General features: G+C 52.3%; 9 protein-coding genes. All 9 read left to right on the plus strand.

The genetic code is table 11. The features are described 5' to 3' along the window. The first annotated feature begins 137 nt into the window (after positions 1-137). The 9 genes from L1D47_RS05885 to L1D47_RS05925 all read left to right on the plus strand — a co-directional run bounded on the left by L1D47_RS05885 (position 138) and on the right by L1D47_RS05925 (position 13,972). A complete protein-coding gene (locus L1D47_RS05885) occupies positions 138-1,739 on the plus strand; it encodes a retention module-containing protein (RefSeq protein ID WP_275661390.1) in 1,602 nt (533 codons plus the stop codon). Next, complete coding sequence (locus tag L1D47_RS05890; RefSeq protein WP_239882969.1) at positions 1,645-2,292, plus strand: Ig-like domain-containing protein; 648 nt, start codon at positions 1,645-1,647, stop codon at positions 2,290-2,292. The genes L1D47_RS05885 and L1D47_RS05890 overlap by 95 nt, the downstream gene beginning before the upstream one ends. After that, positions 2,228-3,169, plus strand: coding sequence for an Ig-like domain-containing protein (locus L1D47_RS05895; protein WP_239882974.1), 942 nt, complete (start codon positions 2,228-2,230; stop codon positions 3,167-3,169). The genes L1D47_RS05890 and L1D47_RS05895 overlap by 65 nt, the downstream gene beginning before the upstream one ends. A gap of 50 nt (positions 3,170-3,219) precedes the next feature. Continuing rightward, a complete protein-coding gene (locus L1D47_RS05900) occupies positions 3,220-3,726 on the plus strand; it encodes an Ig-like domain-containing protein (RefSeq protein WP_239882978.1) in 507 nt (168 codons plus the stop codon). 50 nt (positions 3,727-3,776) lie between these two features. Further along, a complete protein-coding gene (locus L1D47_RS05905) occupies positions 3,777-8,234 on the plus strand; it encodes a type I secretion C-terminal target domain-containing protein (protein ID WP_239882980.1) in 4,458 nt (1,485 codons plus the stop codon). Between the two features lie 134 nt (positions 8,235-8,368). After that, positions 8,369-10,549, plus strand: coding sequence for a type I secretion system permease/ATPase (locus tag L1D47_RS05910; RefSeq protein WP_239852991.1), 2,181 nt, complete (start codon positions 8,369-8,371; stop codon positions 10,547-10,549). Further along, complete coding sequence (locus tag L1D47_RS05915; RefSeq protein ID WP_239882982.1) at positions 10,542-11,924, plus strand: HlyD family type I secretion periplasmic adaptor subunit; 1,383 nt, start codon at positions 10,542-10,544, stop codon at positions 11,922-11,924. Before L1D47_RS05910 ends, L1D47_RS05915 begins: the two co-directional genes overlap by 8 nt. A gap of 30 nt (positions 11,925-11,954) precedes the next feature. Continuing rightward, on the plus strand, positions 11,955-13,367 hold the full coding sequence (locus L1D47_RS05920; RefSeq protein ID WP_239882993.1) for a TolC family outer membrane protein: 1,413 nt from the start codon (positions 11,955-11,957) through the stop codon (positions 13,365-13,367). Next, positions 13,367-13,972, plus strand: a complete 606-nt coding sequence (locus L1D47_RS05925; RefSeq protein WP_239852996.1) for an OmpA family protein — start codon at positions 13,367-13,369, stop codon at positions 13,970-13,972. The genes L1D47_RS05920 and L1D47_RS05925 overlap by 1 nt, the downstream gene beginning before the upstream one ends. Positions 13,973-13,986: the final 14 nt, after the last annotated feature.

Genomic DNA, 13,986 nt, shown 5'->3' on the forward strand with positions numbered 1-13,986 from the left:
ACCTTTAGCATTATTTGTATGTCAAAAAATTGACCACCGTACAGACTATTGATAACATTCAACACTTGGCGAAAAAACGCGCTAACAGTTACAACATTTAAAATCAAGTTGTGTCATTTAATTCTGCGGGGGCAGGTATGAAATCGATAGTTACCACCAAAAATGGACAAGTTATAGATGTAAAAGGGAAGGTTTCTTTGGTCACAGAAACCGAGCAAAAAGCAGTAACTATCGGTGAAGTGATTCCCGAAGGAAGCACGATTCTCATTGCTGAGCAGGCTGATTTAGAGCTTGAGTTTGCAGACGGCACTTCTTTTACAAGTCAAAGTCTCAATGATACTTCGGCTGTTGAAGCTGATGCATTAAATGAAATTGAACAACTTCAAGCACTGATCGCATCAGGAGAAGATCCAACAGCCGAATTACCAGAAACCGCCGCGGGTAATACTGCCACCAGTGAAGGTGACTCAGGCTTTATCTCCGTTAGCAGAACTGGCGCCCAAACAATCGCTGGCGCCGGATATACTACATCTGGATTCTCTGTAGAACAGCCTACAGTTCAAGCGTTTACCGTTAGTAGTGATGACGCCCCTACCATTACCGCTAATGACACTAATACTATCGCAGAAGATGAAGTCGCAACTGGCAACGTTTTAGATAATGATCTTGATTTCGATACCGAATTATCTGTGGTCAGCTTCAGCGTCGACGGTCAAACCGTCAATGCCGGCACCACCGTCGAGCTAGAAGGTGGCAGCCTGGTCATCAACGCCGATGGCTCTTACACCTTCACGCCAAACGACAACTGGAACGGCAGTGTGCCGGTCATCACCTACACCACCAATACCGGTGAAAGTGCGACCCTGACCATTAATGTCACCCCAGTAGATGACCCTTCTGTACTGGCTAACGACAGCAACACCGTGGCAGAAGACACCGTCGCAAGCGGCAACGTGCTCGATAACGACAGCGATATCGACAGCGAACTGTCTGTGGTCAGCTTCAGCGTCGACGGTCAAACCGTCAATGCTGGCACCACCGTCGAGCTAGAAGGTGGCAGCCTGGTGATCAACGCCGATGGCTCTTACACCTTTACGCCAAACGACAACTGGAACGGCAGTGTGCCGGTCATCACCTACACCACCAATACCGGTGAAAGCGCGACCCTGACCATTAATGTCACCCCGGTGAACGACAACTTCACCGACAACAACGAAGTCATTAACGTCGACGAAGACAGCGGCGCCACCACAGGTAATGTGATTGATGGCAGCAGCGTCGATGGCGAGCTGAGCGTGCAGAGCTTCAGCATCGACGGCGTTGATGACCCATTCACCCTGGGGCAGGCGGTCACCATCAATGGTGTGGGCAGCTTTACCCTCAATGCGAACGGCAGCTACAGCTTTACCCCGGCCGCKAACTACAACGGGCCGGTACCGGTGATCACTTATGTGCTGACCGATGGCTCAAGCACCGACACCTCGACCCTGACCATCACGGTTGATCCGGTGAACGACAACTTCACCGACAACAACGAAGTCATTAACGTCGACGAAGACAGCGGCGCCACCACAGGTAATGTGATTGATGGCAGCAGCGTCGATGGCGAGCTGAGCGTGCAGAGCTTCAGCATCGACGGCGTTGATGGCCCAGAACTACAACGGGCCGGTACCGGTGATCACTTATGTGCTGACCGATGGCTCAAGCACCGACACCTCGACCCTGACCATCACGGTTGATCCGGTGAACGACAACTTCACCGACAACAACGAAGTCATTAACGTCGACGAAGACAGCGGCGCCACCACAGGTAATGTGATTGATGGCAGCAGCGTCGATGGCGAGCTGAGCGTGCAGAGCTTCAGCATCGACGGCGTTGATGGCCCATTCACCCTGGGKCAGGCGGTCACCATCAATGGTGTGGGCAGCTTTACCCTCAATGCGAACGGCAGCTACAGCTTTACCCCGGCCGCKAACTACAACGGGCCGGTACCGGTGATCACCTATGTGCTGACCGATGGCTCAAGCACCGACACCTCGACCCTGACCATCACGGTTGATCCGGTGAACGACAACTTCACCGATGAAAACGAAGCGATCAATGTCGATGAAGACAGCGGCGCCACCACAGGTAATGTGATTGATGGCAGCAGCGTCGATGGCGAGCTGAGCGTGCAGAGCTTCAGCATGCTTTACCCCGGCCGCKAACTACAACGGGCCGGTACCGGTGATCACTTATGTGCTGACCGATGGCTCAAGCACCGACACCTCGACCCTGACCATCACGGTTGATCCGGTGAACGACAACTTCACCGATGAAAACGAAGCGATCAATGTCGATGAAGACAGCGGCGCCACCACAGGTAATGTGATTGATGGCAGCAGCGTCGATGGCGAGCTGAGCGTGCAGAGCTTCAGCATCGATGGCGTTGATGGCCCATTCACCCTGGGGCAGGCGGTCACCATCAATGGTGTGGGCAGCTTTACCCTCAATGCGAACGGCAGCTACAGCTTTACCCCGGCCGCGAACTACAACGGGCCGGTACCGGTGATCACTTATGTGCTGACCGATGGCTCAAGCACCGACACCTCGACCCTGACCATCACGGTTGATCCGGTGAACGACAACTTCACCGATGAAAACGAAGCGATCAATGTCGATGAAGACAGCGGCGCCACCACAGGTAATGTGATTGATGGCAGCAGCGTCGATGGCGAGCTGAGCGTGCAGAGCTTCAGCATCGACGGCGTTGATGGCCCRTTCACCCTGGGCCAGGCGGTCACCATCAATGGTGTGGGCAGCTTTACCCTCAATGCGAACGGCAGCTACAGCTTTACCCCGGCCGCGAACTACAACGGGCCGGTACCGGTGATCACTTATGTGCTGACCGATGGCTCAAGCACCGACACCTCAACCCTGACCATTACGGTCACGCCAGACAACACCGATGTAGCCAACGATACGATCACTGTGGCCGAAGACACGGTTGCCAGCGGCAACGTGCTGAGCAACGATGAGGCCGGCAACACCAGCGTGGTCAGCTTCACCCTCGACACCGACGGCAACGGCTCACAAGAGAGCTTCAATGCCGGTGACAGCGTCACCCTGGCGGGCGGCGTACTGGTGGTCAACAGCAATGGTAGCTACAGCTTCACGCCAAACACCTGACCATTACGGTCACGCCAGACAACACCGATGTAGCCAACGATACGATCACTGTGGCCGAAGACACGGTTGCCAGCGGCAACGTGCTGAGCAACGATGAGGCCGGCAACACCAGCGTGGTCAGCTTCACCCTCGACACCGACGGCAACGGCTCACAAGAGAGCTTCAATGCCGGTGACAGCGTCACCCTGGCGGGCGGCGTACTGGTGGTCAACAGCAATGGTAGCTACAGCTTCACGCCAAACCAAGATTGGAACGGCAGCGTACCGGTTGTCACTTACACTACCAACACGGGTGAGACGGCGACCCTGACCATTACGGTCACGCCAGACAACACCGATGTAGCCAACGATACGATCACTGTGGCCGAAGACACGGTTGCCAGCGGCAACGTGCTGAGCAACGATGAGGCCGGCAACACCAGCGTGGTCAGCTTCACCCTCGACACCGACGGCAACGGCTCACAAGAGAGCTTCAATGCCGGTGACAGCGTCACCCTGGCGGGCGGCGTACTGGTGGTCAACAGCAATGGTAGCTACAGCTTCAAACNCCTGACCTGACCATTACGGTCACGCCAGACAACACCGATGTAGCCAACGATACGATCACTGTGGCCGAAGACACGGTTGCCAGCGGCAACGTGCTGAGCAACGATGAGGCCGGCAACACCAGCGTGGTCAGCTTCACCCTCGACACCGACGGCAACGGCTCACAAGAGAGCTTCAATGCCGGTGACAGCGTCACCCTGGCGGGCGGCGTACTGGTGGTCAACAGCAATGGTAGCTACAGCTTCACGCCAAACCAGGATTGGAACGGCAGCGTACCGGTTGTCACTTACACTACCAACACGGGTGAGACGGCGACCCTGACTATCACAGTCACCCCAGGTGTCGACGGCGGAAACAATGTTGACCTTACAGTCGATGACGCCAACACTAAAGGTACTGCGACCGACAGCGATAGCGCTGGCTTGAGCTTCACTGCAGGTGCTTACGATGTAACAGGTTTTGCCTTCGGCAATATTGGCGATATCAATGTCAGCGGCCTTGATGCAAACATTAGCTGGAGCCTAGATAGCTCGGGTAACCTGATAGGCAAAATCGATGGCAATGCTGTACTTCAACTTAGCCTGTCGGGTAGCAACATCAGCTCAGGTGAGACAGGAACTGTTACCGTCTCAGTGACTCTGCTAGACAACTTACCCCATGGCACCAGTGTCGATGAACTAATCATCAACGGCATTACAGTCGTGGCGACTGATGCCGCAAATGATACTGCTACAGGCACAGTATCTGTGAAGGTTATCGATGATGGCGTGACACTTGATGCGCAAGACCTTGCCGGTGACAATGCCGCAGGTATCTATGATGGCGTTATCAATGTCGATGGCGCAGATCAAGACTTTAGTGCAGACCTCTCAGGCAATATTTCGGGCGGGGGAACCTTCTCCGACTCAGGCATTACCGCCGGTGGTTTGACCGTGTTCTACTATGTCGATCCAGCTAATCCAGACATACTCATTGCCTATTCGGATACCAGTGGCACACCTTCGGCTTACGATTCAGGCAACGGTGCGCAATCGGTGATATTTACCCTATCTATCGATCCGAATAGCGATAGCTACCAGCTAGATCTGAAGCATGCCATCGATGAACTCAGCACAGTGACTGTAGCCAATATGAGTGGTGGTAAAGGCGGTAACACGCCTGCAGCCTATGTGATGGCCGATGGTACAATTTATAATGATATTAATGATGTAACGAATCCGAGTGATATTGCATTCACCCTAACGTCTACATCGGGCAGCATTGCGAGTACCGTAAACGGCAACACCAATGGTTTTGGTGTTGCAAATGCCTGGGTCAATCCAGGTGAAGCATTGATCATCGATTACGCCAATGATGTCTCCTCCGCTTCGATCAACTTTAGCAACGACGCTACCTATATCCATTACAAGGCCTACGATGCCAATGGTAATCTGCTTGGTGAAGGTGATGTCACTAGCGGACAAACCATTGGGAACCTTGGCGAAATTAGCTATATCGAAGTGTCCACCAGTGCGCAAGGGGGGCATGTCAACTTCCAGTTTACTGGTACGTCGGCAGAAAATATCGTCAGCTCAACTGTCGATGTGGATCTCGACTTCACAGTCAATGTTACCGACAGCGATGGCGATACCTCTACAGATTCTATCCATATTGACCTTGATGCACCTGGCAGCACAACTACGGCACCAACAGCGCTGACTGCCAATGCAATCTCCACCTTAAGCGAGGGCGACCTATACAAAGATGGCACCGAGTCCGACTTACAGACGCTGCGCTTCAAGTCTGGTAGCGAGTCGATTACGGCATTCCAGTTTGGCGATACAGATGATATCCAAGTCTCTGGTGTCAATGCCAAGATAAGCTGGTCATTTAACGAGAACGGACAACTCATAGGTACCTTCATGGGTAAAGAGGCTATCCGCCTGACCCTGAATGGTAATCGTATCGAAAGTGGCGAAGAGGGAAGCGTTAGCGTTACTGCCGAACTGCTGGCCTCTTTCCCACATAATGTTTCTAGCGAGAATCTAGTAATTACCGGTATCAACATTGTTGGCGTCGATGCTCTGGGGCAGAAGGCTGTTTCCACTATCACTGTCTCTGTCAGTGACTATGCAGAAGCGGTAAATGATAGTGTTCGCGGAACAGAAGACCATGACCTTTCAGGCAATCTACTCACGAATGACATCGATCCTGACGACGAGCTATCTATCGTTAGCTTTAAGCTATCAGGAAAGACATATCAGGCAGATGGCAGCATCATTAACCTTACCGAAGGCAAACTGAGTATCCACGCAGATGGTCGCTTTACGTTCGACCCAAATCAGCATTGGAGCGGTACGCTGCCACAGATTGAGTATCTCACCAATACAGGTGACACGGCTATTCTCGATCTGAATGTCGTAGCTGTCGCCGATGCTCCGATACTGAGCGCAAGTACAGGTGACGTAGTCCAAGGCGAAGTAGCCCTGGATATAAACGTGGCACTCGTCGACAGAGATGGTAGTGAGTCACTGACAGACGTTACCATTCAAGGTGTCCCAAGTGGCGTCTCGTTATCCGCCGGTACTCTCAACGCCGATGGCAGCTGGACCGTCAGCGTTAACCAATTGGGCAACCTCAGCATCAAGGCGGACAATAGCTACAATGGCGATCTGGAATTCACCTTGACCATTAAGGCAAGCTCAGTTGAGCAAAGCAACTTTGATAGCGCCTCTAGCCAGACTATGCTGGATGTTTCGCTGAGAAACTACCACTATGACAACGGTACAGATGGCGACAACGTGATCAATGGTGGCGAAGATAATGATGTCATTATCAGTGACACAACTGGCATACAGGTAGTACAGGGCGAAAACTACAATATCGCCTTCATCCTAGATTCGTCAGCTAGCATGGGCTCGACAAGAGTTGACACAGCAAAAGAGCAGTTACTAGAAGTGTTTAATACACTTAAAGCAAGTGTTGGAAACGCAACATCGGGAACCGTCAACATCTTATTAGTAGATTTTGATAGCGGCACCAAAGCCAATATTGCTGTCGATCTTGCTGACGCCGATGCCATTACTAAACTGACTGCTGCACTAAATACCATCGACGATGATGGCCGAACCAACTACGAGGCGGCATTTGAGACGGTTATAGATTGGTTTACTAATGGCTCAGCCGTATCGAACACAGGCACAAACCTCACCTACTTCATCACAGACGGTGAAACCAACAACTACAACGTTGATGCCGATCCTGAAGATGTGTGGGTTTATAATACTTTCGGCAATGACAGGGACAGAACACTGGGAGAACTATTGGATCAGTATGTTCCTGGCGAAGAGCTTAAACACAATGGCAAGGTTATTGTCGATGAATACGGTAACATTAACTACTGGTACAGAGACGATGGTTCATGGAAGCATTATCAGACCGGTAGCATGAGAGTCGATGAAAATGGCGACTACTATGTCGCGAATATCACTTCTGGAAACTACTATTACGATTATGTCAATGGTAAGTATGTTTATCCCGATGCAGAGTCTGAAGCATTGGCGGCCTTCCAAGTGCTTAACACACTCTCTAATGTCGAAGCCATCGGCATAGGCAGCGGTATTAGCCTGAATAAACTTACCCCTTATGACTCTGATGGTAACGTAGCCACCAATATCAATGTGAGTGACCTGGCGAGCATTATCTTAGGTTCTAAGGAGATGTTGCTTCAAGGTGATGACACAGTTAATGCTGGTGAAGGTAATGACATCGTCTTTGGCGATCTCGTGCAGTTTGATGGAATCGAGGGTCAGGGCTATGCAGCACTGCAAAAATATGTGGCATTGCAGCTAGGTGAAGACGCTTCAACTGTTACTATCCAAGATGTTCACGAGTTCGTAGAGGCCAATCCAGCCCTATTCGACACCTCACGCAACCACGACGGCGACGACATTCTTGCCGGCAACCAAGGGGATGATATCCTCTTCGGTCAAGGCGGTGATGACGAGCTTCACGGCGGCAGTGGCGATGATATGCTGCTAGGCGGCCAGGGCAGCGACATGCTGATCGGCGGTGCCGGCGAAGATATTCTCATCGGTGGCCTGGGCGATGACACCCTAACCGGTGGCACAGGTAAGGCCGATAACGAAGCCGATACTTTCGTGTGGCAGCAAGGTGATACGGGTACCGACCACATTACCGATTTCGATATCAACCAGGACAAGCTGGATCTAAGCGATCTGCTCCAGGGCGAAAACGGCGGTAACTTGGAAGACTACCTGCACTTCACCGTTGATAACGGTTCAACTACCATCGAAATTGATGCCAATAACGATGGTCATGTGGATCAGACCATAGTGCTCGATGGTGTCGACCTGAGCCACCTGGGGACAACCGATGGTCAAATCATCAACGGTCTACTCGGATCAGACGGTAATGGGGCGTTGATCGTAGACAACGCCGACGTGAACCAGGCTGCTTCGAGCTTTGCCGTACCGACGACCCAAGACGATGATGGACAGATCCAGCATCTAGTACCTTAATCAAGGTCAGTAATGAATGGCACCAACTAGTTTCGGCTAATTGGTGTCATTTTTACTTTGGTGATGTTTTAGTATTACTTCTATAATTGTTCTACGATAATTTTATAATAAAATCTTAAGGATAAGCTTTTAAGGTGCAAGCTTCAGCGTCTCCAAAAACTGAACAATGGACAGTTTCAGCCTCCCAAAGAGTGACTGTCGATCCCTTGTTAGACAGTTTAGTGTTATTGACAGAATACTTTGGCAGCCCCTGTTCCAGCGAGTCATTAGCCGCTGGACTACCGCTGTCCGGGAGTATTTTGACACCCGAACTTGTCCCTCAGGCAGCAAGCCGAGCCGGGTTGGCGGCCAAGCTGACTCGTAAAGGGCTGGATCAGATCTCCCCGATCCTCCTGCCTTGTATCTTGCTGCTAAAAGATAAGAATGCCTGTCTGCTACGAGAAATCGACATAGACAAAGACAGGGCTGTGATTCAGTTGCCGGAAACCGGCGGCGAAGAAGTGCTCAGCATAGAAGCGCTCGAAGCCATGTACGTCGGGTATCTGTTTCTCGTTAAACAACAGTACCGTGGCGACATGGGACTGGATGTGCATCTGCACGACAGTCGTACCCACTGGCTTATCCAGACCCTGAAAGATTCGGCGCCCATCTACCGAGACGCCTTAATCGCCTCTGTGCTGGTAAACCTGTTCGCCTTGGTATCGCCACTGTTTATCATGAATGTCTATGACAAGGTGGTGCCTAACCTCGCCTTCGAGTCCCTATGGGTACTCGCCATAGGTGCTGGCATCGCCTACATCTTCGATCTGGTCATGCGCCAGCTCAGGGCCTACCTGATCGATGTGGCGGGCAAGAAGGTCGACATCATAGTGTCATCGAGGCTTTTCGCTAAGGCCATCGGCATCCCCTTAGAGAAACGCTCCCCCAGTATCGGCGGCATGGCACGCCAGTTGGGCGAATTTGACAGCATACGCGAGATCTTAACCTCGGCGACCATCACCACCCTGGTCGATCTGCCGTTTGCACTGTTCTTCATGCTGATCATCTATATTGTTGCCGGCGATCTGGCCATCATCCCTGTGATAGGCGGCATCATTATCATTGCCTATACCCTGATCATGCAGCCGCGCCTCAAGGCGGCTATCGAAGAGAGCAACAAGTTCTCTGGCCTGAAACATGGCCACCTGATCGAGTCTCTGGCCTCTATCGAGTCGATAAAATCCAGCGGCGCCGAAGGCCTAGTGCAGAAAAGCTGGCAGCAGATGATTGGCCACACCGCTAACTGGCAGCTGAAGGTGAAGAAGATCTCCACCTCGGTCACTAACGTTGCCAACTTCACCGTACAACTCTCCGTGGTCTGCGTGGTGATTTTAGGGGTATATCGCGTCGCCGATAACGATATCTCAATGGGCGGCATTATCGCCGCGGTGATCCTGTCGAGCCGGGCCATCTCACCCATGGCGCAGCTGGCCGGCCTGATGACCCGAGGCAACCATACCGCCAGCGCGCTTAGGCAGCTGGATCAGATCATGACCCAGGAAGATGAATTTGAGAATAAGGGCCATCTGGTCAGCAAACAGCGTCTCAAGGGCCAGATAAACGCCGACCACGTCAGCTTTAATTACCCTGGCTCGGAGCGCCCCGTACTGCACCCGATGTCCCTGTCGATTGCACCGGGTGAACGCATCGCCATCATAGGTCGCAACGGTTCGGGCAAGAGTACCCTGGCCAAGTTATTAGTCGGCCTCTACCAACCCACCAAGGGCAGTTTGCGCTACGACGGCCTGGATTCGGCGCAGATCCACCCAACCGACCTACGTAGAAACTTCGGTTACCTGCCTCAGGACATCACCCTATTCCACGGCACTATTCGCGACAACATACTCTTCGGTACCCGACAGGTCACCGAACATCAGCTGATCCGTGCGGTGCAGTTGTCGGGCGTCAACCAGTTTACCGATATCGAGACCGAAGGCTTAGATCAACAGGTCGGCGAAGGCGGTCAGTCTCTTTCTCGCGGTCAACGCCAAACCATAGCGTTAGCTCGAGCGACCCTAAACGATCCGCCAGTACTCTTAATGGATGAACCGACCGCTAGCCTAGATGCGCGCGCCGAAAAGCAATTTATTCGCGCCATGAAGAATGTCTCCAAGGAGCGCACCCTGCTGCTGATCACCCACAAGATGCACCTGCTGAATCTGGTTGACCGTATCATAGTCTTAGATCGCGGCCACCTGGTGGCCGATGGCCCGAAAGAGCAGGTACTCAATCAGCTCGCCAAGGGACTGCTATCGGGAGGGCCGAAGAGTGAGTAAGCACTTAACTACCCAAGATCTCGAGATGGTCGATGACGTCTACGGCGCCATGATGACAGATGCACCCACCAGTCACAGGCTGATCATCTGGGCCCTGACCGCCCTCGCCTTTAGCTTCCTGGTGTGGGCCTATTTTGCCGAGCTGGATCGGGTCACGACAGGCACAGGCAAGGTGATCCCCTCGTCTCAGGTACAGGTGATTCAGAGCCTTGACGGCGGCATCATGAAAGAGCTGTATGTCCGTGAGGGCATGACGGTCACCAAGGGCCAGCCCCTGGTGCACATAGACGATACCCGTTTTCGCTCAGACTTCGCCCAGCAGGAGCAGGAGGTCTACAGCCTGCAGGCCAACGTTATTCGTCTGCGCGCCGAGCTCAACAGCATCACCATTTCAGATGTGGCCGCCGACTGGCGCGAGCAGGTGAAAATAGCCAAGCAGCCACTACAGTTCCCAGCTGAGTTAATCGAAAGCGAACACGACCTGATACAGCGTCAGCGCGACGAATACTCGGGCAGGCTGGACAACCTGAGCAACCAGCTGGAGATCCTGGCGCGCCAGATCCAACAGAAGCAGCAGGAAACCGAAGAGCTGGCCTCTAAGATCAATACCCTGACAACCAGCTTCCAGCTGGTGACCAGGGAACTTGAGCTTACCCGTCCGCTAGCCGACAAGGGAATTGTGCCAGAAGTCGAGCTGCTCAAGCTGGAACGCAACGTTAATGACATTCGCGGCGAACTCAGCTCCCTCAGGCTACTCAGGCCCAAAGTCAAGGCGTCACAGGATGAGGCGATACTGAAACGCCGCGAAGCCGTGTTCGTCTACGCCGCAGAGGCCCGTACCCAGCTCAACGAGATGCAGACACGTTTGTCGCGCGTCAACGAAGCCCAGGTGGGCGCGCGCGATAAGGTGAGCAAGGCCGAGATCGTCTCGCCGGTAAACGGCACGATCAAAACAGTCCATATCAACACCTTAGGTGGTGTTGTACAGCCTGGCATCGACATCATAGAGATAGTGCCATCGGAAGATCAGCTACTTATCGAAACCAAGATCATTCCGAAAGATATCGCATTTTTACATCCTGGCTTACCCGCCGTTGTTAAAGTTACCGCCTACGATTTCACGCGTTACGGTGGCCTCAATGGCGTTGTGGAGCACATCAGTGCCGATACAACACAGGACGAAGAAGGAAACAGTTTCTATCTTGTAAGGGTTAGAACTGAACTATCAAGTTTGACGAAAGACGACGGCACCCAGATGCCCATCATACCTGGCATGCTAACCACGGTAGATGTCATCACTGGGCAAAGATCCGTTCTAGAGTACATACTTAATCCAATTTTGAGAGCAAGAGACACTGCTCTACGTGAACGTTAAGTTCACAGCAATAACCAGGGGGGTTACCAAATGAGTAAGCAAACCACGCATCAACTAAAGCGCAGTGCCATGGCACTCGCCATTAGTGCGATGTTGATACCCGGGGCAGCCTCTAGCCAAACGCTAGAACAGGCTGTAGCCCATACGCTGGATACCAATCCAGATATTCGCATCGCATTTAATCGCTTTAAGGCTCGTGAAGAGCAAGTCAATCAAGCAATCGCAGGTTACATGCCAAGCGTAGATATCAGTGGTGGCTATGGTTGGGAGCAGACGAACAGCCCTTCAACGCGCCGCCGTAAAAACCAGGGGGATGTCGACAGTGATGGCGTCATCGAATTGATGCGTGGTGAAGTCGGCTTTAGCATCAAGCAGATGCTATTCGATGGTTTCTACACCTCAAGCGAAGTAGATCGTTTCAGCTTCGAAGCCAGTGCCGACCAATGGGCGCTGTTTGCCGCGGCGGAAGATATCGCACTGGATGTGGCGAAAGTCTACGTCAATTATATCCGCAGTGAGCAAGTACTGACTTTGGCAGAGAAAAACTTGCAGAGTCACAAAGACATTTATGATCAGATTAAGCAGCGTACCGATTCGGGTTTGGGCTCAGTTGCCGACCTGTCTCAAATCACTGGTCGTCTCGCACGCGCCAACGCTAACGTGATCGCGGCAAAGAATAACTTTTTTGATGCCAAGGCGCAGTTTGTTCGAATCGTCGAGAAAGAGCCGGAAAACCTGATTGTGCCTGTGCCCGATGACGACATGCTACCTGCTAATCTCACCGATGGCCTCAAGGTTGCTCAGGAAAACCATCCTATTCTGAAATCCGCCGCCAGTGATATCTCGGCGGCAGAGAACGAGCGTTCATCGGCCCAGTCCAACTACTACCCTAAGCTCTCGCTGGAATTAGGTGGCAACTGGAATGACAACCTGGACGGTGAAGACGGCTACTCAATTGTTGCTAAGCAGAATGTCGGCGGTCACAACAATGATCTTGTCGCCATGGTAAGGGTAAAATACAACCTGTTTGCCGGCGGTAAAGATCTGGCCCGCGAGAAAGAAGCCGCCTACAAGATAGGTGAGGCGAAAGAGATTCGCCAGCGTGCCTATCGTCAGGTGGTCGAAGGGGTCAACCTGGCCTGGAACGCCTATGAAATGCTAGAGCCACAGAAGCTCTATATCCGCGATCACGTCATCGCAGCCAAAGACACTCAAGTCGCCTATAGCCAACAGTTCAACCTGGGACAGCGCACCTTATTGGATTTGCTGGATACAGAAAACGAACTGTTTGAAGCGCGTAAGGATTACCTCGATGCCGAATATGACGAGATCCTCTCTGAATATCGCATCCTTAACGCTACAGGAAGACTACTGGAATCGCTTCGTGTGACTCGCCCCGATGTCTGGAAGGGTGAGCGCGAATACGAAGGGGGAGTAAAATAATGAAAGCCTTACTGATTATTCTTAGCGTCGCCTTACTGGGCGGCTGCGCCTCGCGCGACATAGTGACCATGGATACCCCAACCAATCAGGTATTCGATCTTAACGACAAAGATAAAGATGGTGTTATTGTCGCTCGCGAACGCTGTAACGATACTGTGCTCGGTGCCAACATTGATAACTACGGCTGTGGTAAGATTAAGCCGATCAATGAGCGTCAAGAACTTAAGATATTGTTCGCCAACGACTCTTACTACATTGATCCCCAGTACTATGATCAGGTAGAAATGGTTGCGACTTTCATGAGACAGTACCCCAATACTAAGGTGACCATCGAAGGCCACTGCAGTAAGACGGGTAGCTATGAGCACAACCTGACGCTGTCGCAAAACCGCGCCGATGCCGTAACCTCGCTGTTGTCTGAGCGATTCGGTATCGCCAACGACCGTCTGACCGCCATAGGCTACAGCTACGACAGACCGGTAGACCCTACTCATACCAAGATGGCACACACACGTAACCGCCGCGTGATCGCAGAGGTAACGGGTGAAGACACCAGAGCCGATATGAAGTGGCACATCTACACAGTTGATGAACAAGTAAAATAAAAAATAGTCGGAGA

The sequence above is a fragment of the Shewanella sp. Isolate7 genome (assembly GCF_022398425.1).
GTDB lineage: Bacteria > Pseudomonadota > Gammaproteobacteria > Enterobacterales > Shewanellaceae > Shewanella.